21 protein-coding genes are annotated in these 23681 nt (G+C 71.0%); 6 read left to right on the forward strand and 15 right to left on the reverse strand.

Features of this window, described 5'->3' with window-relative positions; translation table 11 throughout:
* Position 1 precedes the first annotated feature (1 nt).
* The 10 genes from murD to NJE57_RS10870 all read right to left on the reverse strand — a co-directional run bounded on the left by murD (position 2) and on the right by NJE57_RS10870 (position 11637).
* Positions 2–1525 carry a UDP-N-acetylmuramoyl-L-alanine--D-glutamate ligase gene (gene murD, locus NJE57_RS10825; protein WP_413464398.1) on the reverse strand — a complete coding sequence of 508 codons (1524 nt, stop codon included), beginning with the start codon at positions 1523–1525 and terminating at the stop codon, positions 2–4.
* Complete coding sequence (gene mraY, locus NJE57_RS10830; protein WP_319028417.1) at positions 1522–2616, reverse strand: phospho-N-acetylmuramoyl-pentapeptide-transferase; 1095 nt, start codon at positions 2614–2616, stop codon at positions 1522–1524. The genes murD and mraY overlap by 4 nt, the downstream gene beginning before the upstream one ends.
* Positions 2613–4127 (reverse strand): UDP-N-acetylmuramoyl-tripeptide--D-alanyl-D-alanine ligase, encoded by a 1515-nt coding sequence (locus NJE57_RS10835; RefSeq protein WP_319028418.1) that lies wholly within the window; start codon positions 4125–4127, stop codon positions 2613–2615. Before NJE57_RS10835 ends, mraY begins: the two co-directional genes overlap by 4 nt.
* Positions 4124–5683: a UDP-N-acetylmuramoyl-L-alanyl-D-glutamate--2,6-diaminopimelate ligase gene (locus NJE57_RS10840; RefSeq protein ID WP_319028419.1), complete on the reverse strand. Its 1560-nt coding sequence runs from the start codon at positions 5681–5683 to the stop codon at positions 4124–4126. The genes NJE57_RS10835 and NJE57_RS10840 overlap by 4 nt, the downstream gene beginning before the upstream one ends.
* Positions 5684–5758: 75 nt before the next feature.
* Positions 5759–7672, reverse strand: coding sequence for a penicillin-binding protein 2 (locus NJE57_RS10845; protein ID WP_319028420.1), 1914 nt, complete (start codon positions 7670–7672; stop codon positions 5759–5761).
* Positions 7673–7691: 19 nt separating this feature from the next.
* A complete protein-coding gene (locus NJE57_RS10850; RefSeq protein ID WP_319028421.1) occupies positions 7692–8525 on the reverse strand; it encodes a hypothetical protein in 834 nt (277 codons plus the stop codon).
* Positions 8522–9544, reverse strand: a complete 1023-nt coding sequence (gene rsmH, locus NJE57_RS10855; protein WP_319028422.1) for a 16S rRNA (cytosine(1402)-N(4))-methyltransferase RsmH — start codon at positions 9542–9544, stop codon at positions 8522–8524. The genes NJE57_RS10850 and rsmH overlap by 4 nt, the downstream gene beginning before the upstream one ends.
* Positions 9545–9718: 174 nt before the next feature.
* Positions 9719–10195, reverse strand: coding sequence for a division/cell wall cluster transcriptional repressor MraZ (locus NJE57_RS10860; RefSeq protein ID WP_319028423.1), 477 nt, complete (start codon positions 10193–10195; stop codon positions 9719–9721).
* A gap of 448 nt (positions 10196–10643) precedes the next feature.
* Positions 10644–11054, reverse strand: coding sequence for a DUF3040 domain-containing protein (locus tag NJE57_RS10865; protein ID WP_319028424.1), 411 nt, complete (start codon positions 11052–11054; stop codon positions 10644–10646).
* A gap of 178 nt (positions 11055–11232) precedes the next feature.
* On the reverse strand, positions 11233–11637 hold the full coding sequence (locus tag NJE57_RS10870; protein ID WP_319028426.1) for an SAV_6107 family HEPN domain-containing protein: 405 nt from the start codon (positions 11635–11637) through the stop codon (positions 11233–11235).
* Between the two features lie 92 nt (positions 11638–11729).
* Between NJE57_RS10870 and NJE57_RS10875 the strand changes: the two genes are divergently transcribed.
* The 3 genes from NJE57_RS10875 to NJE57_RS10885 are packed head-to-tail and all read left to right on the forward strand — an operon-like array spanning position 11730 to position 14625.
* Positions 11730–12317: a GNAT family N-acetyltransferase gene (locus NJE57_RS10875; protein ID WP_319028427.1), complete on the forward strand. Its 588-nt coding sequence runs from the start codon at positions 11730–11732 to the stop codon at positions 12315–12317.
* On the forward strand, positions 12314–13900 hold the full coding sequence (locus NJE57_RS10880) for an NAD(P)/FAD-dependent oxidoreductase (RefSeq protein WP_319028428.1): 1587 nt from the start codon (positions 12314–12316) through the stop codon (positions 13898–13900). The genes NJE57_RS10875 and NJE57_RS10880 overlap by 4 nt, the downstream gene beginning before the upstream one ends.
* Positions 13897–14625 carry an LppM family (lipo)protein gene (locus NJE57_RS10885; RefSeq protein ID WP_319028429.1) on the forward strand — a complete coding sequence of 243 codons (729 nt, stop codon included), beginning with the start codon at positions 13897–13899 and terminating at the stop codon, positions 14623–14625. Before NJE57_RS10880 ends, NJE57_RS10885 begins: the two co-directional genes overlap by 4 nt.
* 39 nt (positions 14626–14664) lie before the next feature.
* Here NJE57_RS10885 and metF read toward each other — a convergent pair whose 3' ends face one another.
* Positions 14665–15642: a methylenetetrahydrofolate reductase [NAD(P)H] gene (gene metF, locus NJE57_RS10890; RefSeq protein WP_319028430.1), complete on the reverse strand. Its 978-nt coding sequence runs from the start codon at positions 15640–15642 to the stop codon at positions 14665–14667.
* A gap of 95 nt (positions 15643–15737) precedes the next feature.
* On the opposite strand from metF, the gene NJE57_RS10895 reads away from it, so the two are divergent.
* Both NJE57_RS10895 and mptB read left to right on the forward strand, forming a co-directional pair.
* Positions 15738–16817 (forward strand): polyprenyl synthetase family protein, encoded by a 1080-nt coding sequence (locus NJE57_RS10895; RefSeq protein ID WP_319028431.1) that lies wholly within the window; start codon positions 15738–15740, stop codon positions 16815–16817.
* Positions 16817–18334 (forward strand): polyprenol phosphomannose-dependent alpha 1,6 mannosyltransferase MptB, encoded by a 1518-nt coding sequence (mptB, locus tag NJE57_RS10900; protein WP_319028432.1) that lies wholly within the window; start codon positions 16817–16819, stop codon positions 18332–18334. The genes NJE57_RS10895 and mptB overlap by 1 nt, the downstream gene beginning before the upstream one ends.
* Here the strand turns inward: mptB and NJE57_RS10905 are convergent.
* Positions 18303–18671 (reverse strand): Rv2175c family DNA-binding protein, encoded by a 369-nt coding sequence (locus NJE57_RS10905; RefSeq protein WP_319028433.1) that lies wholly within the window; start codon positions 18669–18671, stop codon positions 18303–18305. The two genes, mptB and NJE57_RS10905, sit on opposite strands and share 32 nt — an antisense overlap.
* Positions 18672–18771: 100 nt before the next feature.
* Between NJE57_RS10905 and pknB the strand changes: the two genes are divergently transcribed.
* Entirely contained in the window at positions 18772–20952 is a 2181-nt protein-coding gene (gene pknB, locus NJE57_RS10910; protein ID WP_319028434.1) for a Stk1 family PASTA domain-containing Ser/Thr kinase, read from the forward strand.
* A gap of 44 nt (positions 20953–20996) precedes the next feature.
* Here the strand turns inward: pknB and NJE57_RS10915 are convergent, their stop codons facing one another.
* The 3 genes from NJE57_RS10915 to NJE57_RS10925 are packed head-to-tail and all read right to left on the reverse strand — an operon-like array spanning position 20997 to position 23678.
* On the reverse strand, positions 20997–22403 hold the full coding sequence (locus NJE57_RS10915; protein WP_319028435.1) for a class II 3-deoxy-7-phosphoheptulonate synthase: 1407 nt from the start codon (positions 22401–22403) through the stop codon (positions 20997–20999).
* Between the two features lie 35 nt (positions 22404–22438).
* Entirely contained in the window at positions 22439–22936 is a 498-nt protein-coding gene (locus NJE57_RS10920) for a polyadenylate-specific 3'-exoribonuclease AS (RefSeq protein WP_319028436.1), read from the reverse strand.
* A 4-nt stretch (positions 22937–22940) separates the two neighbouring features.
* Positions 22941–23678: a lysophospholipid acyltransferase family protein gene (locus NJE57_RS10925; RefSeq protein ID WP_319028526.1), complete on the reverse strand. Its 738-nt coding sequence runs from the start codon at positions 23676–23678 to the stop codon at positions 22941–22943.
* Positions 23679–23681: the final 3 nt, after the last annotated feature.

Raw genomic sequence — 23681 nt, forward strand, 5'->3', positions numbered from 1 at the left:
CCTACCTCCCGGCAACCCGGGCCACGGCGAGCACGAAGCTGCGCCCGCGGTGGCCGTAATCGGTGAACATGTCCATCGACGCGGCGGCGGGGGCGAGCAACACGGTGTCGCCTCCGGTGGCCATCCGTGCGGCCTCGGCGACCGCGCGGTCCATCGTCCGCTGCGGCTCGTCGGGAGCCGCTGCACCGTCATCGTCTCCCGAGGCCAGCTCCACGACGGGCACCCCCGGCGCGTGTCGGGACAATGCCTCGGCGATCAGCCCGCGATCGCGACCCATCAGGACCACACCACGCAGGACCTCCGACACCTCCGCGACCAGTGGGTCCACGTCGGCGCCCTTGAGCAGTCCACCGGCGAGCCACACCATCGACCCCCCGGCCAGCAGGGAGGTGCGTGCGGCGTGGGGGTTGGTCGCCTTGGAATCGTCCACGAACCGGACCCCCTCCACCGTGTCGACGAACTCGGCGCGGTGGGCGCCCGCGGTGAATCCGCGGAGCGCGGTGGCCACGTGGTCCGCCCCCGCGCCCACCGACATCGCGACGGCCGCGGCGGCCAGCGCGTCGAGGATGCCCGCGGGGCCGGGCGGGCGGACGTCCACCGCCGGCAGCAGCCGCACCTCGTCGTCGTTCTCTCCGTGGCCGGCGTCGTCGCCGGACGGTCGCGCGGTGAGGACTCCGTCGAGCACCCCGAACTCACCCGGCCCGGGTGGGCCCAGTCGCACACCGATCCTGGTGGCGGCGGTCGAATCCGCCAGGAGTCGAGCGGCGATCCGGTCGTCCGCACCGGCCACCGCCACCCGCCCGGTGAGGACCCGCGCCTTGGCCGCCGCGTAGGCCTCCATCGACCCGTGCCAGTCCAGGTGGTCCTCCGCGATGTTGAGGACCACTCCCACGTCGGGTCGACAACTGGGCGCCCAGTGGAGCTGGAAGCTCGACAGTTCGGCCGCGAGGACCTCCACCCTCGGCTCGGCGAGCAGCACCTCGGTCACCGGCAGCCCGATGTTCCCGCACGCCCGGGCCGCCATCCCCGCCTCCACACAGATGGCCTCGAGCATCGAGGTCGTGGTGGTCTTGCCGTTGGTGCCGGTCACCGCGAGCCACGTACGCCTCGGTCCGAACACCTCCGCCGAGTCGGCACGCCAGGCCAGTTCGACGTCGCCCCACACCTCGAGGCCCGCCTCGGCGGCCGCGCGCAGCAACGGGGAGTCCGGCCGCCACCCGGGGCTGGTCACCACCAGGTCGACGCCTCCGGCACCGGTGGCACCGATCAGCTCCGCGGCGCGGTCGAGACCCACGCCCACGCACTGCACGCCGTCCGGGAGGGACTCCCGCAGGCGATCGACGGCCTCCGGTCGCGCGTCGGCCACCACGGGCTCGGCGCCGAGTGCGCACAGGATCCGGACCGCACCGGGGCCGGACACCCCGGCGCCGAGAACCAGCACCCGGGCGCCGTCCAGCCCGGGAATGTCCACGCCCTGCCGGGCCGCTCCGGCCCGCGCCGTCTCCGACCGTGTCACGTCCCTCATCCCGTCGAGCTCGAGAGCCAGTCGGCGTAGAACAGCGCGATCGCCAGGCCACAGGAGATGGCCACCAGGAGCCAGAACCGGATGGTCACCGTGGTCTCGGCCCAGCCGCCGTTCTCGAAGTGGTGGTGGATCGGCGTCATCCGGAACGGTCGACGGCCGGTGGTGCGGAACGCGACGACCTGGATGAGCACCGAGACGAACTCGATCACGAAGACCGCGCCGACGACCACCATCAGGAGCTCGGTGCGGGAGACCACGGAGACGCCGGCGACGATGCCGCCCAGGAACATCGAGCCCGTGTCGCCCATGAAGATCTTGGCCGGCGCGGCGTTCCACCACAGGAAGCCCAGGCACGCCCCGAGCGCGGCCGAGCAGACCACCGCGATGTCGAGCGGATCGCGGACCTGGTAACACCCGGACAGATCCACCCCCTCGGCCGTGGAGAAGCACGAGTAGCGGAACTGCCAGAAGCTGAACACCACGTAGGTGCCCATGACCATCGCCATGGAGCCGGCGGCGAGCCCGTCGAGGCCGTCGGTGAAGTTGACCGCGTTGGACCAGCCGTAGACCAGCAGCACGATGAAGACGAGGAAGACGGCCACCGGGAAGGTCACCGCGACGAAGTCCCGCAGGTAGCTCAACGACCTGCTGGCCGGCGTGAGCCCGTCGTCGTTGCGGAATCCCAGGACCAGGATGCCGAACGCCAGGGCGGCCAGGACCTGCCCGACGGTCTTGGACAGGATGCCCAGGCCCTTGTTGTGCCGTTTGAACACCTTGAGGCCGTCGTCGATCATCCCGACCAGCGCGAGCGCGGTGGCCAGACCGAGGATGAGCAGGCCGGAGGCGGTGAACCCCCCGCCCCCCACCGTCAGCTGGCCGACCAGCCCGGCCACCAGGTAACCGAGCCACACCGCGGCGAGGATCCCGACCCCGCCCATGTTCGGGGTCCCGCGCTTGCTCATGTGGGACTGCGGTCCCTCCAGGCGGATCTCCTGGCCGAAGCCGTGGCGACGGAAGTAGATGATCAACAACGGGGTGAGGAAGATGCTCACGACGAACGCCACGATGCCGGCGATCATGATCTGGGTCATTCGGACTTCCCCTCACCGCGCGCCGCGAGCAGATGCTCCGCGACACTCCACAATCCGACGGCCGACGAGGCCTTGACCAGCACCACGTCACCGGGTTCGACACGGTCGTCGAGGACGGCCATCGCCTGGTCGACGGACTCGACGTGTTCCGCCTCGCTGCCCCACGACCCCTCCTGCACCGCCCCCTGGAACAGGGCGCGCTGCGGGCGGCCCGTTCCGACCACCACCAGTTGGGAGACGTCCAGACGCACCAGGAAACGTCCTATCAGGTCGTGCTCGGTCACGGAGTCCTCACCGAGTTCGGCCATCTCCCCCAGGACCGCCCAGGTCCGGCGATGACCTCCACCCGCCCGCGCCATGAGTGCCAGGGACTTGAGCGCGGCGCGCATCGAGTCCGGGTTGGCGTTGTAGGAGTCGTTGATCACGGTGACACCGTCCGCGGTGACCCGGACGTCCATCCGCCGCGCGGAGGCGGCCCGGGCCGTTCCGAGCGCGGCGGCGATCGCGTCCACGTCCATGCCACAGGCCATACCGACGGCGGCGGCCGAGAGGGCGTTGCCCACCTGGTGCTCGCCGTGGACACGCAGCGCCACGTCGGCCGCGCCACCGGGTGTGACCAGTCGGAAGGAGGACCGGACCTCGTCGTCGAGCGTCACGTTCTCCGCGCGGACATCGGCGGATCCGCCCAGTCCCACCGTCACGACCTCGGCGGACGTCCGGGTGGCCATGGCCAGGACCCGGTCGTCGTCGACGTTGAGTATCGCGACCCCTCCGTGGGCCGCGTCCGGGAGCGCCTCGACCAGCTCGCCCTTCGTCGCGGCGATGATGTCCCGCGACCCGAACTCGCCCAGGTGGGCGGTGCCCACGTTGAGGACCACCCCGATCCTCGGTGGGGCGATGGCCGCCAGTTCGCTGATGTTGCCGGGGGCACGGGCGCTCAGTTCGAGGACCAGGAAGTCCGTGGACTCGTCGGCGCGCAACGCGGTCCAGGGGTGTCCGATCTCGTTGTTGAACGAGCCCGGAGGGGCGACGACGGTCCCGGCGGCCGAGAGCACCGCGCCCACGAGATCCTTGGTGCTGGTCTTGCCGGACGAGCCCGTGATCCCGACCACGACGAGCCCGTGATCGGCGACGAGCCTGTCCACGCTGGCGCGCGCCAGGGAGCCGAGGGCCGCGAGCACGGCCGCACCGGAGCCGTCGGAATCGGCGGTCAGGGCCATCGCGTTGGTCTCGCGTGGGTCGACGGGCGGCACCACGATCTGCGCTCCCACACCGGCGGGGACCCCGGTGACCTCGCGGGCGACCAGCGCGGCCGCGGCACCCGCTTCGAGTGCGCGGGCGACGAAATCGTGGCCGTCGACCCGCTCGCCGGGAAGGGCGAGGAACAGGCCGGCGTCCTCGAGGCGCCGGGAGTCGAACTCGACGGATCCGGTCACGACGGTCGCGGGGTCGCCTCCGACCACCCGACCGCCGACGATCCGGGCGATCTCGCCGAGGGTGAGGTCGATCATGACGTACTGTCCTCCGTCTGGCCTGCTGACCCGGTGTATTCCAGGCGTCTGATGAGCTCTTCTGCCGCGCGGGCCCGGTCGTCGAAGGGGAAGACCGAACCGTCGATCTCCTGCCCGGTCTCGTGCCCCTTCCCCGCGATCACGATCACGTCGCCCGGGCGTGCCCAGTCGATCGCCGCGGCGATCGCCGCTCCCCGGTCCCCGATCTCCTCGATACGGGTCCCCCCGGTCGCCGCGCCGTCCGCGCCGGCGCGGACGGCGGCACGGATCGCGGCGGGGTCCTCGCCACGCGGGTTGTCGTCGGTCACCACCACCAGGTCGGCGACCTCCGCCGCGGCGGCGCCCATGAGCGGACGCTTGCCCGGGTCCCTGTCCCCGCCCGCACCCAGCACGACCGCCACCCGCCCCCGGGTCTGGGCGCGCACGGAACGGAGCACCGCGGCGACCGCGCCGGGCTTGTGTGCGTAGTCCACGAGGACCCGGAAGTCCTGGCCCCGCACCACCGGCTCCAGTCGTCCCGGGACCCGCACGTCCGCGAGACCGGCCCCCGCGGACCTGACGTCCTCCCCCAGGGCGTCGACCACGGCCAGCGCGACCAGAGCGTTGGCGACGTTGAAGCGGCCGAGCAGCGGCAGTTCCACATCGACCACCGCGCCGTCCGGCCCGTGGGCGGTGAAGGTCTGGGTCCCCTGCTCGGTGGTCGTGGACTCCCCCGCCGTCCAGTCGGCCTCCCCGTCCGGCTCGGCCGAGACCGTCACCGCGTCGGGTCGGGAGTCCAGCAGCCGCCGACCCCACTCGTCGTCGACCACGATGACGGCCCTCGTCGCCGGCCGCACCGCCGAACCCGGGTCCGCCGCGGCGTCGAAGAGTCGGCTCTTCGCGCGGAAGTAGTCCTCCATACTCGGGTGGAAGTCCAGGTGGTCCTGCGAGAGGTTGAGGAAGGCACCGACGGCGAACCGTGTCCCGTCCACCCGTCCGAGCCGCAGCGCGTGGCTCGAGACCTCGGCGGCCACGGCGCGCGCGCCCTCGGCGCGCATCACTCCCAGCAGCGCCTGGAACTCGGGGGCCTCGGGGGTGGTGAGACTGCTGGGCAGGGACCGTCCGTGCACACGGCTGCCCGTCGTACCGATGATCCCGGCCGCGAGGCCGCACCCCTCGAGGGCCGCCTCCACCAGGTACGAGGTCGTGGTCTTTCCCGAGGTGCCGGTGATGCCCACGACATCCAACACCGATGACGGGTCCCCGGCGACCGCCGCCGAGACGGCGCCCAGGACGGAGCGCGGTTCGGGGTGGACGAGGACCGGGACGCGCTCGACGAGGGACCCCATCAGCTCCAGACCGTCGACATCGGTCAGCACGGCCGCGGCCCCCGAGTCGAGTGCGGTCGCACTGAACGAGGCGCCGTGGATCCTGGTGCCGGGCAGTGCCGCGAAGAGTACGCCGGGACCGGCGTCCTGGGCGCGAATGGTCGCTCCGGTCAGGTCGGTGTGGGCAGCCGCCCTGTCGCCGAGGAGGGTGGCCCGCACCCTGTCCGCCAGCTGTGCCGCTGTCGTCATCGCCTGTCCTCGACCCGCCTCTCGTTGTCCGTGACCTCCCGTGAACCCGCTACACGCTACCCTGCCGGGCGCCGGTCACCGCGCCTGCAGGACCAGGTCCGGCGCAGGGGCGGACGGCGGGATGTTGTCCCGGTTGACCAGCCAGGAGGCGATGTCGTGGAACAGCGGCGCGGCGGACGCGCCGAGCGCTCCGCGCTGGGGGGCGTCGAGCATGATCGCGATCACGTACCGCGGATCGTCGGCCGGCAGGATCCCCGAGAAGGTGATCCAGTACCGCGAGTTCGAGTAGCAGGAACATCCCGGGTCGATCTGCTGTGCCGTTCCGGTCTTCCCGCTGATCTGGTAGCCGGCGACCGCGGCCTGCGGGCCGGTACCGGTCTGTGCCCCGGGACCCGACTGCACCACGGAGCGGAACATGTCGCGCACCGTGCGAGCGGTCTGTTCGCTCACCACGCGCTCTCCCTCCGGTCGGTCCGCCACGTGCGACTGACCGTCCGGGCCCACCCGCTCGGCGACGATCCGGGGCGGCACCCGGACACCGTCGTTGGCGATCGTCTGGTAGATCCCCGCCATCTGCAGGGTGGTCATGGACAGGCCCTGCCCGATGGGCAGGTTGGCGAAGGTCCCGCCCTGCCAGTTCTCCAGATCGGGGACCAACCCGGCGGATTCACCGGCGAGTTCGATACCGGAGCGCTGCCCGAGCCCGAACTTCTCCAGGTACTCGGAATACGGCGCCTTGCCTACCCGCTGGGCCAGCATGAGGGTCCCCACGTTGGAGGACTTACCGAAGATGCCGGTGGTCGTATAGGGCGTGGGCCCGTGCTGCCACGCGTCGGAGACGGTCACCCCCTCCATGCTGATGCTGCCGTCGACGGAGTGGACCTCCCCGGGGTCGGTCAGACCCGCCTCGATCGCGGCCGAGGCCGTGACGATCTTGTTCACCGATCCGGGTTCGAACGGCGAGGTGATCGCCGGGTTCCCGAGGTCGGCCCCCCGCTCGAGCTCCGCACCGATCCCCACTGAGGGGTTGAAGGTGTTGTCATTGGCCATCGCCCTGACCTCGCCGGTCTGGGCGTCCAACACCACCGCCGACGCGTTCTGCGCCCCGGAGGTGTCCTTGGCGGACTGCACAGCCTTCTGGACGTGCCATTGCAGGTCCGCGTCGAGGGTGAGACGGATCGTGTCACCGTTGCGCGGCGTGGTGACGTTACGCAGGGTTCCCGGGATGACCGTGTCGTCCTGCGCCCTGTCGAAGGTCTGACGGCCGTCCTCGCCGTCGAGTTGGTCGTTGAAGGCCGCCTCGATCCCCTGGAGCCCGATGAGCGTGCCGTCGTCGCTCTTCGACGTCGCGCCCACCACGTTCGCGGCGAGTGCTCCCCCCGGGTACTCGCGGATGTCCACGCGCTCCGCGCCGATCATGGGGAACTTCTTGGTGATCGCGTTGGCCTGGGTGACGTCGACGTTGCGGACGAGATAGGTGAAACCACCCTCGGAGGTGAGCTTGGCCTCGATCTCGTCGCGGTCGACCGCGTCCCCGAGTACGGACTCGAACTCGTCCGCGATCTCCTCGACCAGCTCCTCCCAGGTGGGTTTGGTGCGGTCGAGTTCCTTGCGTGCCTGAGCATTGCGCTCCTCGACCAGGGGCTGGATGGACAGATCCCGGGCCTCACGGGTGAACGCGATGGGGTCGCCGTCGAGGTCGACGATGGCGCCCCGGGTGGCGGGCAGCACCTGGTGGACCTGACGTTGACTCTCGGCCCGCGCCGCGAGTTCGGTCCCGCCGATCGTCTGCACCCACAGGAGCTTGACCAGAGCGATCACCATGATCACGACGAAGGCGGAGCGCATCCAGGTGAACCGCCGGTCGCTCGAGGCGGCGGTGAGGACCCGGCCGGAGCGGGTGGGTGGCCGTCCCTCACCCGGCCGGGTGCCGCGAGTGGCCCCCGAGGGGACCCGGGGTCCCTTTCCCGGGGTGCGTCGATCGGTCATCGAGGGGGCCTTTCGCAGATCAGTTCGTCATCATGAGCGGGCCGGGCACCGGGGCGAGCGTCGCGGGGTCGCCGCCCGGCGGGAGCGCGGGCGAAGCTCGTTCGGGTGCAGGTGGTTCGGGCGCAGGTGGTTCGGGCGCTGAGTCCCCGGCGGGAGCCGGGGGAACGGGCGCGTCCAGTGGGGCCGGCGGCGCCACCGGGGTCGGGCGGCCGGCGAGAGGCGGATACGGGACGGGGGCGACCCCGCGCGGGGTCCTGTCCTGGGGAGCCTGCGCGGGCGGTGCGTCGAATCCGCCCCGGTCAGGCGACCTCGACGAGCCGGACGCTACCGGAGCGGGTTGCAGTGGTTCGATCGGCGCGCCGAGCTGGGCCTCGGGATCGCCGACCACCTGGATCACACCGTCCGAGCCCCTGGTCAGGATCGGGGCGCTGGCGACTCCGACCATCCCGAGCTTCTCGGCGCGCTGCGCCAGGACCTCCGCCGAGCGGGCTCGCTCGTTGGAGGCCTGCAGCGCTTCCATACGTTCGACGAGCTCCACGTTGGCGTCGCGCGCGTTCTTGAGGTCGTAGGTGTCCTGGGTGGTCTGGGCCGACAACAGGAGGGTGCCGCCCACACCGGTACCGATGAGGAGGAGCATGACGACGACGAAGGGGATCCTCCCCGCCAGCTCGGCAGGGCTCAGTCGTTCCGCGGGCACGACCACCGTGCGTCGGCCGCGGACCGAGCGCGTGACCGGCTTCCGACGTAGACCGACGGCACCGACACCGGTCGCCGGCGGGGGCGTCTCGGTGGTGGTCCCGGGCCCGGTGCCGAGACCGTCTTCGGAGCCTGGCGTGTCGATCGTGCTCGTCATGGGGTTCTCCCGTCGATACGCCGGACGCATCGCACCCGGACCGAGGCCGAGCGCGGGTTGTGGTCGATCTCGGTCTGTGAGGCCTTCTCCGCTCCGCGGGTCACGGCCTCGAACTCCGGCCCGTGACCGGGGAGTTCCACCGGCAGCCCGGGCGGGGTGCGCGAGGCGATCCGCGTGGTCAGCTCCCGCTTGACGATCTTGTCCTCGAGCGAGTGATAGGCCATGAACACCGCCCGCCCGCCCTCACGCAACAGGTCGAGGTACCCGGGCACGGCGCTGCTCACCGCCTCGAGCTCGGCGTTGACCTCGATGCGCAACGCCTGGAACACGCGCTTGCCGGGGTGGCCGCCGGTCCGCCGGGCACCCTGCGGGATGGTGTCGTAGAGCAGCTCGACCAGCTGGGCGCTGGACGCGATCGGATCGGTGTCCCGACGGCGCACGATCGCGGAGGCGATCTGGCGGGCGAACCGCTCCTCTCCGTAGACCCGGAAGATCCTGGCGAGGTCGTCACGCGTGTAGTCCGCCAGGATGTCGGCCGCGGTCGGACCCGTGGTGGGGTCCATCCTCATGTCCAAGGGGGAATCGACCGAATAGGCGAACCCGCGCTCGGGCACGTCGAGCTGCATCGAGGAGACTCCGAAGTCTAGGAGAACACCGTCGATCGCCGGACCGGACTCATCCCGGGCATCGGTGGGAAGACTGTCCACGATGAGGTCGAAGTCGTCGAAACGGGCGTGGACGGGCGTGAAGCGGTCCCGGAATGCGGTGAGACGCCGGGTGGCCATCTCCAGGGCCGCCGGATCGCGGTCCACTCCGAGCACCCGCAGATCGTCGAACTCGGCGAGGAGATGGGAGGAGTGGCCACCCAACCCCAACGTGCCGTCCACGATAACCGGACGACGCCCCTGGGCATCCGCGGCCTCGATGACCGGCCGGAAGAGTTCGATGGTGCGGTCGAGGAAGACGGGGATGTGTCCTGATCGCGCCGCCGCGCGGTCGGCGTCGGGCTCGTCTGCCATCTCGCCTCCCTCGCGTCCGGATGTCGTCGGTGCTGCTCCGGTTGTGGTGGAGCCCCCTGGTCCCCGTCCGGTACCCACCTGGCGTTGGGGAAGTACGTCAGGGTGGTGCCGGGCAGGGGCCGGGGGGCTCCGTCCGTCGTGCTGTCGTGCTGAAGTTCTCGTCCGGCCCGGGGGTCAGAACTCGATCCCCAGGGAAGTGCCCTCCATCTCGGAGAACACGGGTAGGTTCGCCGCGCTGTAGCGGTCCCAGGCCTCCGCGTCCCAGACCTCGAGACGCTCCCCGAGACCATTGACGACGCAGTCCTTGTCGAGACCGGCGTAGTTCCGCTGACTCACCGGGATGGATACCCGCCCCTGTGAATCGAGTTGTTGCACTTCCGCACCGCTCACCAGGAGCCGGAAGAACGCCATATGCCTCTCGCTGAGGTTGGCGGTCGGCCGGACCTTTCTGACCAGCGCGTCGAACTCGTCCTCCGGGAAGACCGAGAGCGTGTTGGTGAACCACCCACACACGACCACCCCGTCCGCCAGGCCTGACCTGAATCTGGCGGGGATCGTCAGCCGCCCCTTGTCGTCGAGCTTGGGACGGTGGGTCCCGTACCCGACAAAGGCTCGTTCACGCCCGGAGTCGGCGGGGTCGGTGTCGGTCACCCGCCACCTCCTGGGTTCAGGCCCCTTCGAGCTCCTTGCGTCCCCCACTGTACCCCACAACGCCCCACAAACAAGGTCTGCGCCCCACTTCGCCCCACCGTGTTACATCAATGCAGTTCACACGCCTCAAATGGGCTGCGGACCGCCGATCGCCTGCGCATGGGACCCGGTCCGGATCGGCAATCCAGGCGGCACAGGTGGTGCTGATGTGACGGTTTCGTACGAATGGGGTGGTGTGTGGACTTTGGGTGGGGCGAAGTGGAGAGGCGGGGGGACTCGTGGCGGAACACGTCTGCACCGTCTCGTCCCGACCCTGTGGCGTCCTGAACCCCTGGCGTCCTGAACCCGTGGCGTCCTGAACCCGTGGCGTCCTGAACCCCCGCAAATAGGCGGGAGGGGCGAGCGCTGGTGCGCTCGCCCCTCCCGGAACGTGATCGGTGCTGCGTGGCTACTGCTCGAAGCGACGGCGGAAGCGGTCCTCCATGCGGGATGAATAGCTACGGCCGTCGGCGGCCTTGGGTGAGGTCCGCCCGGCGCCGGGCACCCGTGAGCCGCTCCCTGTAGTGCCACCCGACGAGCGCTTGGACGGCGCCGAGCGCATGGCGAGCACTCCCGCCGCGAACATCACGAGGAACCCCACGAGACTGAGGACGGGGAAACCGCCCGGCTTGAAGTCCAGTGCCAGCCCTCCCACGAGGAGCGCCACCCCGACGAGGCCGAGGACCACCACAAGACCGGCGGGACGTCGACCACCGGGCCCGCTGGTCTTTCTAACGGACGACGCGAACTTGGGGTCGTCGGCATAGAGCGCGTTCTCGATCTCGTCGAGCATGCGCTGCTCGTGCTCGGACAGGGGCACTTCGACCTCCTTCAGATGCTCGCGGTTACGAGCGCGGCCGGCTCGGCCGTGTGACGTCGACCGTCTACGGGAAATCAGCCGGTCAAGGGTTCCCCCCATCATACGAGCGCGAGGCGGCGGTGACCACCGAGATTGCTGCGGATGTGCCGGAAGGTCGGCCCGTATGTGGCCCCCGCTCTCACGCGGCAGGTCCCAGGACCCCCAGCCGCTCGTCCACCAGGTCGAGGAACCGCCCGACGGCCCAGAGGAAATCGTCCGCCATCCGGGGTGTCACGGTGCGGGGAAGCCCGTCCTCGACCGCTGCGGCAAGAGACGAGTACCCGCCGAACGCAGTGGCCCATTCCCCCAGCTCGGGTACCTCTGCCGCGAGTCGGTGCCACACATCGGACGGTCCGCGTCGACGCGGGCCCGGTGACAGCAGAGCCGCTGCCGCGGATCGCGCGGCCCGGTAGGACTCGAGGAACCGTTCGGCAGGTGAGGGGGCGGCCACCGCACGCCCACGGTGCAGTTCGGCACGTCCCGCCCGTCCGAGGGATCCCACAGCACCCCCGCCCGGTGCCCGTCCCATGATTCTCGATCCCATCTCCGCTGCACCTCCCCTTCTGCCCGCACGCTATCGGCGGGGTCCGACACAACTCGCGGTCGCGAACGCCCACACGTGATGAGATGGGGTGGATGGACACCGTGATCACCCGCCTGGACGCCGGGGAATTCCGTGACCGACTGCCGGAGGCGCTCGGTGTCTACGTCGACGCCATGGCCTATCCACCCCAGGTGATCCGGTCGCGCGCCCCGGCGTGGATCGAGCACAGCCACCGGGACGGGTGGTCGGGGGTCGCCGCCTTCGAGGCGCCCCGTCGTCGACTGTTGGGGCACGCCCGTGGCCCCCTGGTCGCGATCTGTTACGGCTACCGGGGCGCTCCCGGCCAGTGGTGGTACGAACAGGTCGCACGGGGGTTGCGCGAACAGGACACGGAGTTGCCCGCGGACTACGTCGAGCTGACGGAGCTGCACGTGTCACCCCGCTACCAGGGACGCGGTATAGGAACGGGCCTGCTCCGGAGTTTCCTGTCCGGTCGCACGGAGGAATCCGTGCTCCTGTCGACCCCCGAGGTCGACGACGAGGCCAACGGAGCGTGGCGACTGTACAGGTCCATGGGGTTCACGGACGTGCTCCGCTCGTACAGGTTCGAAGGCGATGCCAGGCCGTTCGCCGTACTCTCGCGTCCGCTCCCCCTCACCCCACTCGAGAGGCCCTCGTGACCAACCGGCATGACGTAGTGGTGATCGGTTCAGGCCACAACGGCCTGATCTGCGCCGCCTATCTCGCCCGCTCCGGGTTGGACGTGCACGTGGTGGAGAAGGACACGGTCCTGGGCGGTGCCACCTCGACGGTCGAGCGCTATCCCGGGCACCGCACGGATCGTGGGTCGTCGGCTCACCTGATGATCCGACACACCGGGATCCCGGAGGAACTGAACCTGGCCGCCCACGGACTGCGGTACGTGGACTGCGACCCGTGGGGGTTCGCTCCCGCCCCGCCGGGCAGCGACGAGCCGCCGATCGTCTTCCGACACGACCTCGACGCCACCTGCGCCAGTATCGCCGCGGCCTGCGGTGAGGCCGACGCGGACGCCTACCGTGGATTCGTCCGCCGATGGGACGTCCTGGCCGGGCGGATGATGAAGGGCTTCGGTGTGCGCCCCACAGCCGCCGGCCTGGGCTCGGCGTTCCTCGGCAAGGAGGATCTCCGGGATCCCTTCGGCACCGTCCAGACCTTTCTGTCCTCCGGCGACGCGCTGCTCGACGCCACCTTCGACTCGGAGAGGCTCAAGGCCGCGCTGTCCTGGTTCGGCGCCCAGTCCGGCCCGCCGATGTCCCATCCGGGCACCGCGCCGATGATCGGCTTCGCGGCCCTGATGCACCGGACCCCTCCCGGCCGCGCCGTCGGCGGGTCGGGCGCCCTCGCGGAAGCGCTGGTGTCCGCGGTCCGAGCCGGAGGCGGTTCGGTCACGGCGGGGTCCGGCGCCACCGCGATCCGCCGATCGGGCGACGGTTGGCGGGTCGACACCGAGGCGGGACCGTCGCTGTACTGCTCCGTCGTCGTCGCCGCCTGTCACGTCCACACCACCCTCGATCTCCTCTCCCGGGACCTCCCCGCCGCGCGGCTCGACGCCTGGCGCCGCCGGATCCGTCCGGGGTTCGGACTGGGGATGGTCGTCCGCCTCGGCACGACCGATCTGCCGCGGTACCCGGGTGTGCCCACGGCCACCAGTGCGCGCGGGTTGCAACTACTCGTGACCGACCGTCGCCGGCTGGACCACCGCTACGGTGTCGCGGCCGCCGGCGGACTCGACGCGGACCCCGCCGTCCTCGCCATGAGTTTCAGCTCGCTCGACCCCTCGCTCGCCCCGGCGGGCCGCCACGAGCTGACACTGTGGTCGCAGTGGCACCCCCGTCACCTGGCCGACGGCCGATCCTGGTCCGAGGCCGGCCCGGGCGAGGCGGACCGGATCATCGCGGCCGCCGAACGCTTCGCTCCCGGGTTGAGTGACTCGATCGTCCACCGGCACGTCCAGACCCCGGAGGACCTGGAGACCGAACTCGGGTTGATCGGGGGCAACGTCATGCACGTGGAGATGTCCCTCGACCAGATGCTCCCCATGCGCCCCCACCCGGATCTGGCCGACCACACCGTCCCCGGTGCGGACGGCGTCTTCCTCACGGGCGCCTCGACCCACCCGGGAGGAGGGGTCATCGGCACCAGTGGTCGGACTGTGGCCCGACTCGTCGGTCGTCGACTCGGCACGTCGACGCGGCGTCGGCGACGCACACGGGCACAATGACGATCGTGACAGGACCCAGCACCACCGCGACCGGACCCGTGGCGGCCCCGGGGCCCAGCGCGAAGCGACGACTACTGGGTGTGACCGCCCTGGTGACGATGCTGTTCGTCCTCACCGGTTGCCTCCAGCTGAACGCCCAGATGAGCGTGCGCAAGGATGACACGGTCTCGGGTCGGATCCTCGTGGCCGGAGACAACCCCGCGCAGACGGCCGCTCTCGACCGGCTGACCACCCCGTCCGGTCTGGAGCAGAAGGTGAGGATCACGGCCTACTCCGCGGACGGCTTCACCGGCAGGGAGATCTACTTCACGCAGCTGACGTTCGCCGAGGTGGATGCACTGTCGCTCGCGATCGAGGTCGAGGGGGCCCGTCCGTACACGATGGGTTTCCGGCGAAGCGGCGACACGGTCTCCTTCACCGGCTCGGTGGACCTGTCCGGCGTCCCCGCGGACCGGACGGAGTCCGCCACCACCCGGGTGGACCTCACGTTCCCCAACCGCATCAGCGAATCCAACGGCACGCCCGGTGGAGGGAACTCGGTGAGCTGGACCCCCGCGCCCGGATCCATCACCCGGATGCAGGCGTCATCGTCCTACCCCGACCCGGCCGCACGGGGCTTCGCGGTGTGGATGATCGTCGGGATCGGGGCCGCGCTCCTGGTGTCCATCGGGACGGTCCTCGCCGCCCGAACCTCGCGGGCGCGGGCGGACCGGCTCACCCGCTGAACGCACGCGCAGGCGCGGTTCGGTACCGGTCCGCCCGCGTCAGGCCCTGCTCGCCCCGACCCCCGAGGACGGCACCATCGACAGATTGGTCAACACCTCGTGGGTGGCCCGCGAGAAGTTCAGGGTGTTGAAGTGCAGGCACGGCACGCCCTCGCCGATCAGACGTTCACACAGTTCGGTGGCGAACCCGATCCCCACCTCGCGGACCGCGGCGCGGTTCTCCTCGGGCCCGTCCCCCGCCGCTGACCGCAGTCGTTCGGACAACCCGTCGGGCAGCGCGCACCCCGACAGCTCGACCATGCGCTTGACCTGCCGCAGGCTCGTGACGGGCATCAACCCGGGGATGATCGGCTTGGCGGCCGCCTCCGGGTCCGCCGCCGCAACGCGGTCCCGTAGGCGCAGGTAGTGCTCCACGTCCCAGAACATCTGAGTGATCGAGTACTCGGCGCCGGCCCTGAGCTTGTTGAGCAGGATCTCCGTGTCGTGGTCGAGGTCACGTGCCCGGTAGTGTCCCTCCGGGAACGAGGCGACGCCCACGTGGAAGTCCCCGACCTCGTGGATCAGCCGGACGAGCTCCTCGGCGTAGTGCAGTCCCTCGGGATGCGGAGTCCAGTCGCCCAGCGGGTCCCCGGGCGGGTCCCCGCGGAGCGCCAGGATGTTGGAGACCCCGACGTCGGCGTACATCTGAATCATCTCGCGCAGTTCCGCGATCGTGTGCCCCACCGCGGTGAGATGGGCGATCGGGACCAGATCCGTCTCGCGCACCACGCGCTCCACCACCCGGACCGTACGGTCGCGGGTCGACCCGCCGGCCCCGTAGGTGACGGAGACGAAGGCCGCTCCGAGTTCGGAGAACACGGAGGCCGCGCGCCACAGACGGTCCTCCGCGGCCTCGTCGCGGGGCGGGTAGAACTCGACGGAGAACGGCACCCTGGGGGTGGTCGACACGGCGATCCGCTCCACGATGCTCGGGTGCCGGTCGCCGCCCACTGGCTCGGGTTCGGGTAGCTGGGTCACCGGACCAGGGTAGCCCGACACGCGTCGGTGCCGACCTCCACCCGGCGACTAGGATCACACGGAGCGAGGGCGCCGGACTCCGACGCCCGGAAGGGATGGTGACCGTGGTCACGGCGACTCGTCCAGGCGACGGAGACCGGGTGCTCGGGGCCCTCCGCCACCACCTCGACGGACGACGCCGGGTCGTGGCCGGGGTCGACGAGCGGGTGGACGCCCTGGCAGGCCTGCTCTCCGACTTCGTCCTGACCGGTGGCAAACGGATGCGGCCCCGGTTCGGTCTGGCGGGCTGGTCGGCGGCGAGCTCCGCCGACGCGATCGCCCCTGACGAGATCGTCACCGCATGCGCCGCACTCGAGCTGATCCAGGCGTGCGCCCTGATCCACGACGACATAGTCGACGCCTCCGACACCCGCCGTGGTCGACCGACGGTCCACCGCTCCGTCGAGGCGGCGCACCGGGAGCACGGGTGGGCCGGGGACCCCGCACGGTACGGCGTATCCCAGGCGATACTGGTCGGCGACCTGGCCCTGACCTGGGCGGACGAGATGTTCGTGACCTCGGGTGTCGCTCCCGACGCGCTCGGACGCGCGCTCGGTCCCTGGTACGCGATGAAGACCGAGGTGCTCTCCGGCCAGATGCTCGACATCCTCGCCGAGTCCTCCGGCGCGACGGACGAGCTGACGCCCACCCGGGTCAACCGCTTCAAGACCGCGGCATACACGGTCGAGCGTCCACTCCACATCGGCGCCGAACTGGCCGGGGCCGGCGACGACACCGTCGCGGCACTGCGGGAATTCGGCGTGGCGGTGGGTCAGGCCTTCCAGCTCCGCGACGACATGCTCGGGGTGTACGGGGATCCCGAGGTCACCGGCAAACCGTCCGGGGACGACCTCCGGGAGGGCAAGCGGACCCTCCTGTTGGCCCGGGGCCTGGCCCTGGCACCGACGGGGGACGCGGACTTCCTGCTCGCCGTGCTGGGCACGGATCTCGACCCCGCCGAGCTCGAACGGGCCCGCCGCGTTCTCGTCGACTCGGGAGCGGTCGCCTCAGTCGAGGCGGAGATCGACTCCCTCACCGTGCGGGCCCTGGACGCGATCGGCTCCGACGCGGTGAGCGACCACGGCCGGGACACTCTGCGCGACCTGGCCGAGGCCGCCACCCGCCGATACGCGTGATGACGGCCCCGGACCCCGTACCGGAGACCGCGGCGAGCACCTCACTGGCCACCTCGGCCCGGTCCGCCCTGACCGGTCCCTCCGGCCCCGCCCTCCGGCGCGGGGTCCTCGGTTCGGTCCTGCTGACCCTCGGCGGGTTCGGCGCCGGTGCACTGCCGGTGGACGGCGGCCCCGCGGCGGCCGTGGGCCTGCTGGGGTTCACCTTCGGCCACGGTGCCATCCTGGCTCTCGCCCTGTGCTGGATCGGCGTCGTGCTCATGGTCACCGCATGGCTGGCGCTCGGCCCGCGGGCGTTCTCCGGTCGGCTCCCCACCCGGGACGCGGTCTGGGCCACCGCCCTGTGGGCGCTCCCGTTGCTCCCCGCCGTCCCGATGTTCAGCCGCGACGCCTGGTCCTACCTCGCCCAGGGGGCGATGACCGCGGCAGGGGTCGACCCGTACGAGTTCGGCCCCGAGGCGAACCCCGGCCCCTTCACGGACGAGGTCAGCCCTGACTGGCGGTCGACCGCGACCCCGTACGGCCCGCTCCATCTCCTCCTCATGCGGATCGTCGTGGGCATGTCCGGCGGGCACCCGGCGGTGGGGATCATCATCCTGCGCCTGCTGGTGTTGGCGGCACTCGCCGCGCTGACGGCTCTGCTGGTGATGGCGGCCCGCCGCACCGGAGTCGACGCGGGGGCGGCCGTGTGGCTCGCGTGCGCGTCACCCCTGGCAGTGATCCACCTGGCAGGGGGTCTGCACAACGAGGTCTTCCCGCTCGTGGCCTGCGTCGGGGCGGTGGTGCTGGCACTCGACGGGCGTCCCTCGTGGGCGGGCGCCGCGATCGGGATCGCGGTGGCCTTCAAGGCGACCGCGGTGATCGTGGCCCCGTTCCTGCTGTGGATCGCCCTGTCGCGACGCCGCGCGGACCCGGCCGAGGCACGACCGGGGCTCCGGGCTCTCACCGACACGGCGCTGGCAGCCGCGGTCGCCGCGGTCGTCCTCGCGCTGGCCACCCTCGCCTCGGGTACCGGGATCGGTTGGCTCGACGCGATCGCCGTGTCCGACCGCGTGATCAACTACCTCAGCGCTCCCACGGCCGTGGCACATCTGGTCCACGCTGTCGCGGACTCCCCCGGTTTCGAGGACGTCCTGGCGGTCTCCCGGCAGGTCGGACGAGTGGTACTCGCGGTGACACTCGTGGCGGTGTGGTGGCTCCACCGTCGGGACCGGATCACCGCGATCCGCGGGATCATGTGGGCTCTGCTGGCCTTCGTGGTGCTCAACTCGCTCGCCTGGCCCTGGTACCACGTGTGGGTGGCCGCGTTCTGGGTGCTGGCGCGCCCCGGACGGCGGTCCACCTCGATCGCGGTCGCGCTCACCGTGTTCCTGGTCATGGCGATCGGCCCGAACGGCTCGACCAGTCTCTACAGCCCCGTACTCGTCGGGATCGCCGTGATCGGCTCCCTGCTCGCGGGCTGGTGGTGGTGGAGGGCGACCGACGGGGTCAGAACGCCATCGCCTGCGCGCGACGGATGACCTCGCGGGCGCGGTGACCGTGCAGGGCGTCCGCCGGGCGACCCGGCAGACTGTCGTCCGGTGTGAACAGCCACCGCAGGATCTCCGCGTCGCCGTATCCCCCGTCCCGGAGCACGGAGACGAGTCCGGGCAGGAATCGCGCCACCTCGTCGTCGTCATCCAGGAACACGGCGGGGACCACCACCACGCCGGCACGTCGGACGGCGAGCAACGCGCCCTCGCGGAGGAGGTCGTGCACACGGGTGACCGGGATGCCCAGACGCCGGGAGACCTCGGGAAGGTTGATCGTCTCGACGTCCCCTGGCAGGACGTCATCGCAGTGCGGAACGGTACTCACGGTCACCAGGTTAGTCCCAGGCGAGCTCCCGGACACCACCGCGGGGCACGCCGCCCGGTCACGTGACGGGATCGGGAGCCCGGGAGGCAGAATGGACCACATGACCACTCACGACGGGCAGCTACCAGGGCCGGGCGCCCTGCTCGACGGGCGGTACCGCCTGGACGCCGTGATCGCACGCGGCGGGATGTCGATCGTCCACCTCGCCACCGACGAGCGGTTGGACCGTCACGTCGCCGTCAAACTGCTGGACCCGGCGCTCGCCGGCGATCGCGCCTTCGTCGACCGGTTCACCCTCGAGGCCCGGTCCGTCGCCCGGCTCTCCGACCCCGGCATCGTCCAGGTCTTCGACCAGGGCGTCGAGGGCGACACCGCCTTCCTCGTGATGGAACTGGTCCCCGGCGGAACGCTGCGCGAACTGCTGGACGAGCGCGGACCCATGCCGCCGTACGCGGCCGCCGCCGTGTTGCGCCCCCTCCTGGGCGCACTTCGCGAGGCCCACGAGGCCGGGCTGGTCCACCGCGACATCAAACCGGAGAACGTCCTGATCTCCACCACCGGGGCGGTCAAGCTCGCCGACTTCGGACTCGTCCGTGCGGTGGCCGAATCCAGGGCCACCTCGCGGAGCGTCGTGATGGGGACCGCCGCGTACCTGTCGCCGGAACAGATCTCCGGCGATGACACCGACGGCCGTTCCGACCTCTATTCCCTGGGGGTCCTCGCGTACGAGATGCTCACCGGGGAGCCGCCCTTCAACGGGGACAACTCGATCGCCGTGGCCTACCGGCGCCTGGACACCGATGTCCCGGCGCCGTCGGACCAGTCGGACTCGGTGGCCGAGGACCTCGACCACCTGATCCTCCGGGCTACCCGCCGCAGCCCCGAGGACCGTTACCCCGGCGCCGGGGAGATGATCGACGACCTGGACCGGGCCGCCGAGATCGGGCGCTTCCCCACCTACGTCGTTCCGGCGCCGAGCCAGTCGTCGTGGTCCCGGGCACGCGCCGCCGCCGCGCGATCGGCACCCGGGGGCGACTCGGAGTTCGACGCCGCCGACCGCGAGAGCGGTGAGGCGCTGAACCACGGGAACGGACCCGTCCCGACTCGCGTGCAGACCCGGGCAGGCCTCGAACCGTCGCCGCCGCAGCCCGCCGCGGCCCCGTACCCACCGGGGGAGGTCGAGCGGTCCCCCGACCGGACACCGATCCGCCCCCGGCGCAAGCTCGGTCTGCTGTGGCTGGTGGTGGTCCTCGCCGTAGCCCTCGTGCTGGCCCTCGCCGGCTGGTGGCTGGGCTCCGGCCGCTTCGTCACCGTCCCCGCCGTGCAGGGGATGTCGGTGGGGCAGGCGACCGACGCCGTGAACGAGGTCGGGTTGGCTGCTTCCACCCGCGACGCCTTCAGCGACGACGTGCCCCCGTCGGGGCTGGTCGGGACGGACCCCGAGGCCGGTGTACGGGTGCCCCGCGGCGAGACGGTCGCGGTACTGGTCTCCGTGGGACGTCCGGTCGTGCCCGAGGTGGGCGCCGGACGGGACGTCGACACCGTCTCGGCCCTGTTGCGGGAGAACTCCCTCGAGCCCGTCCGTGGCGGCACCGAACACTCCGACTCGGTCCCGGTGGGTCAGGTCGTGGGCCTGGAACCGCGGTCCGGCACGACCGTCGACGTGGGTACGCGGGTGTCGATGGTGACGAGCTCCGGTCCCGCACCCGTGAGGGTGCCCGACGTCGTGGGGCTCGAGGAGGACCAGGCCAGGGCCGCGCTGGAGGGGTCCGGTCTCACCGTATCGGGGGTCAGACGGGTCTACGACGGCGAGGTGGACGGCGGGCTCGCCGTGGGCACCGACCCCGACCCCGGAACGGACGTCGCACGCGGAGACGACGTGACGCTGCTGGTCTCCAACGCGCTCACGGTCCCCGACGTTACGGACGTGCCCGTCGACGAGGCCGCGCAGGTCCTCGAGGAGGCCGGGTTCACCATCGTCCGAGAGGCCCCCGTCACCGACCGGCAGATCTCCGACGGCCGGGTTGTCCGCACCGACCCGCCCGCCGGTCGGCGACTCGATCCGGCCAACGCGGTGTTGCGGATCGTCCCGTCGAACGCCGTGACCGTCCCCGTGGTGTTGGGTGCCAGGGCCTCGAACGCGCAGGAGACCCTGCGGGACGCCGGGTTGAACCCCACCCTCGACACCGGGTCCCGGAGCGGGATCGTCTACGGCCAGAACCCCCTGCCCGGACGGGTCGTGGCCCGGGGCAGTGAGGTCGAGATCGACGCCCTGGGGTGAGGCCGTCGGCGGCGCCCTGCGAGACCGGTGTGGTGCCTACGTCCTCAGTTGCGGAGCATCTCGGCCACGAGGTAGGCCAGCTCGAGCGACTGCTGCGTGTTGAGCCGCGGGTCGCACGCGGTCTCGTACCGGCCGGCCAGATCGAGGTCGGAGATGTCCTGGGCGCCCCCGAGGCACTCGGTCACGTCCTCGCCCGTGAGCTCGATATGGATCCCGCCCGGGTGCGAACCGAGGGCGTGATGGACCTCGAAGAAGCCCTGGACCTCGTCGATGATGCGATCGAAATGCCGCGTCTTGTAGCCGTTCGACGTGGAATGGGTGTTCCCGTGCATCGGATCGCACTGCCAGATGACCTTGTGACCCGAGGCCTCGACGGCCTGGACGATCGGCGGTAGCGCGTCGCGCACCTTGTCGTTGCCCATCCGCGAGACCAGGGTCAGACGCCCGGGTCGGTTCCGCGGGTCGAGCTTCTCCACGTACTCCACGGCGAGTTCCGGGGTCGTGGAGGGGCCGATCTTCAGACCGATCGGGTTCTCGATGAGCGAGGCGAACGCCACGTGCGCGTCGTCGATACCGCGGGTCCGCTCACCGATCCACAGGAAGTGGGCCGAGAGGTCGTACAGTCCCTGACCCGCGTCCCCGGTGAGCCCGGTGCCGTCGTCGGCCAGGCGCAGCATCGCGCGCTCGTAGTCCAGAACGAGGGCCTCGTGGGAGGAGAAGATGTCCGCCGACCGCAGGTTCTCGTCGGAGACCCCACAGGCATCCATGAACCGCAGGCCGCGGTCGACCTCCGCCGCGAGCGCCTCGTAACGCGCGCCTGCCGGCGACCCCGCGACGAACTCCATGTTCCACTCGTGGACGCGGTGCAGGTCCGCGGTCCCGGACGCCGTCAGCGACCGGACCAGGTTCATCGCGGCGGCGGCGTTGGCGTAGGCCCGGACCAGGCGGGACGCGTCGTGCCCGCGGGCGCTCTCGTCCGCCTCGAGTCCGTTGACCATGTCTCCGCGGTAGGAGAACAACCCGGTCGCGTCACGGTCCGCGGACCGCGGCTTCGCGTACTGACCGGCGATCCGGCCGACCTTGACCACCGGCATCGACGCACCGTAGGTCAGGACGACGGACATCTGGAGGAGCGTGCGGATGACGCCCTTGATGTGCGGCTCCGTGTTGGCCTCGAAGGTCTCGGCACAGTCCCCGCCCTGGAGCAGGAACGCACGGCCGTGCGCGACGTCGGCCAGTCGGTCCGAGAGGTGCTCGACCTCCGAGGGCACACAGATCGGCGGAACGCTCTCGAGGACCTTGCGCATCGCCGCAGCGTGATCCGGATCCCACGACGGCTGCTGCAGTGCGGGTCGCGAGAGTGCATCGGCCAACAACCGATCGAGATCCGCCGAGAGCGGAGGGAGGTCGGGAAGCTGCGCGATGTCGACGTCGACTGTCCAGTTGCTCACCCGGCGAGGATACGCCACCGCTGCACGCGGCGACCTCAGAGACCCAGGTGGGGCTCTCTCGCAGCGATGGCCCGGAACCGCATCAGTGCGTGCCGTGCATCGCCGAGCGCGTCGTGTGCACCGCCCGGGTGCGGTGGCAGGTCCGGCCGGTCGGCCATCTCCCACAGCTGACGCACGTCCCGGGTGAACTTCGGCATCGCCGCCGGGAGCTGGGTCATGTCACCCCAGAGCTGACAGACCGCCACGTGGTCGTAGGCCCCGATCCACGCCCACAACTCGACGGGCCCGGACACCGGCGCGGTGACGAAGTCGTACAGTTCGTCCCTGATCCGCGCGCGTGACATCCACGCCCCGGACGACGGGTTGGGCAACTTGGGCAGCACGTTCCGGCGCACCCACGGGCCCGCCTTCGCCGGGTCGAACTCCGTGGACACGGCGTAGAATTCGCGGCCGTCCTCCGCCACCATCCCCACCGAGACCAGGTCGATGGTGGTGCCGTCCTCGATGAACTCGCAGTCGTAGAAGTAGCGCACCGAATCAGCGCTGTCCCTCGACGGGCCGGTCGAGGAGGTTGTGCCCGGACTTCCGCACCGCCTCGTAGCGCTTCTTCATGTCCGCGCCATAGGTGTCGTGGACGTACTCCTGGCCAGTCAGCGCCTGGATACGGCGCATGACCTCATCAGTGATCTCCCGCTCGGCGTCCCGGTCGCCCTCTCTCCCCGCCCACGGGGCCATGTCGAGCGGCTCGCCGAGCATGACCCGCACCTCGACGGGCCCCCTGCGGAACCTGCTGATCTTGCGGACGTACTCGCCCGTTCCGATCACGCCCACCGGGATGATCGGCACCCCGGCGCGCAGGGCGAGCCGTGCGGGTCCGGTCTTGCCGCGGAACAGACGACCGTCCGGGGAACGGGTCCCCTCCGGGTACATCCCCAGGACCTGCCCCGACGAGAGCACCTCCAGGCCCGCTGTCAGAGCCGCGTGCGCGGCGTCCGCGTCCGTGCGGTCGATCGGGTACGCCCCGGCTCCGGCGAAGAACCACCTGCTGAGCATGCCGCGGAGTCCCGTACCCGTGAAGTAGTCGCTCTTGGCGAGGAAGTTGATCTTGCGGCGGAGGACGAGCGGGGTGAACAGCCAATCGGCCACGGACTGGTGATTGCCCGCCAGGAGCGCCGCACCCTTCTCGGGGAAGTGCTCCTGCCCGGTGATGACCGGGCGACTGGTCAGTTTGAGAAATGGCCCGATCAGCACGTACTTGAACAACCAGTACAGCAACGT

It is taken from the genome of Dietzia sp. PP-33 (genome assembly GCF_033790845.1).
Lineage (GTDB): Bacteria > Actinomycetota > Actinomycetes > Mycobacteriales > Mycobacteriaceae > Dietzia.

Bases quoted from the DNA above. Each gene is read 5' to 3' on its own strand.
- murD (WP_413464398.1), bottom strand. From the start codon at position 1,525: ATGAGGGACGTGACACGGTCGGAGACGGCGCGGGCCGGAGCGGCCCGG.
- mraY (WP_319028417.1), bottom strand. From the start codon at position 2,616: ATGACCCAGATCATGATCGCCGGCATCGTGGCGTTCGTCGTGAGCATC.
- NJE57_RS10835 (WP_319028418.1), bottom strand. From the start codon at position 4,127: ATGATCGACCTCACCCTCGGCGAGATCGCCCGGATCGTCGGCGGTCGG.
- NJE57_RS10840 (WP_319028419.1), bottom strand. From the start codon at position 5,683: ATGACGACAGCGGCACAGCTGGCGGACAGGGTGCGGGCCACCCTCCTC.
- NJE57_RS10845 (WP_319028420.1), bottom strand. From the start codon at position 7,672: ATGACCGATCGACGCACCCCGGGAAAGGGACCCCGGGTCCCCTCGGGG.
- NJE57_RS10850 (WP_319028421.1), bottom strand. From the start codon at position 8,525: ATGACGAGCACGATCGACACGCCAGGCTCCGAAGACGGTCTCGGCACC.
- rsmH (WP_319028422.1), bottom strand. From the start codon at position 9,544: ATGGCAGACGAGCCCGACGCCGACCGCGCGGCGGCGCGATCAGGACAC.
- NJE57_RS10870 (WP_319028426.1), bottom strand. From the start codon at position 11,637: ATGGGATCGAGAATCATGGGACGGGCACCGGGCGGGGGTGCTGTGGGA.
- NJE57_RS10875 (WP_319028427.1), top strand. From the start codon at position 11,730: ATGGACACCGTGATCACCCGCCTGGACGCCGGGGAATTCCGTGACCGA.
- NJE57_RS10885 (WP_319028429.1), top strand. From the start codon at position 13,897: ATGACGATCGTGACAGGACCCAGCACCACCGCGACCGGACCCGTGGCG.
- NJE57_RS10895 (WP_319028431.1), top strand. From the start codon at position 15,738: ATGGTGACCGTGGTCACGGCGACTCGTCCAGGCGACGGAGACCGGGTG.
- mptB (WP_319028432.1), top strand. From the start codon at position 16,817: ATGACGGCCCCGGACCCCGTACCGGAGACCGCGGCGAGCACCTCACTG.
- pknB (WP_319028434.1), top strand. From the start codon at position 18,772: ATGACCACTCACGACGGGCAGCTACCAGGGCCGGGCGCCCTGCTCGAC.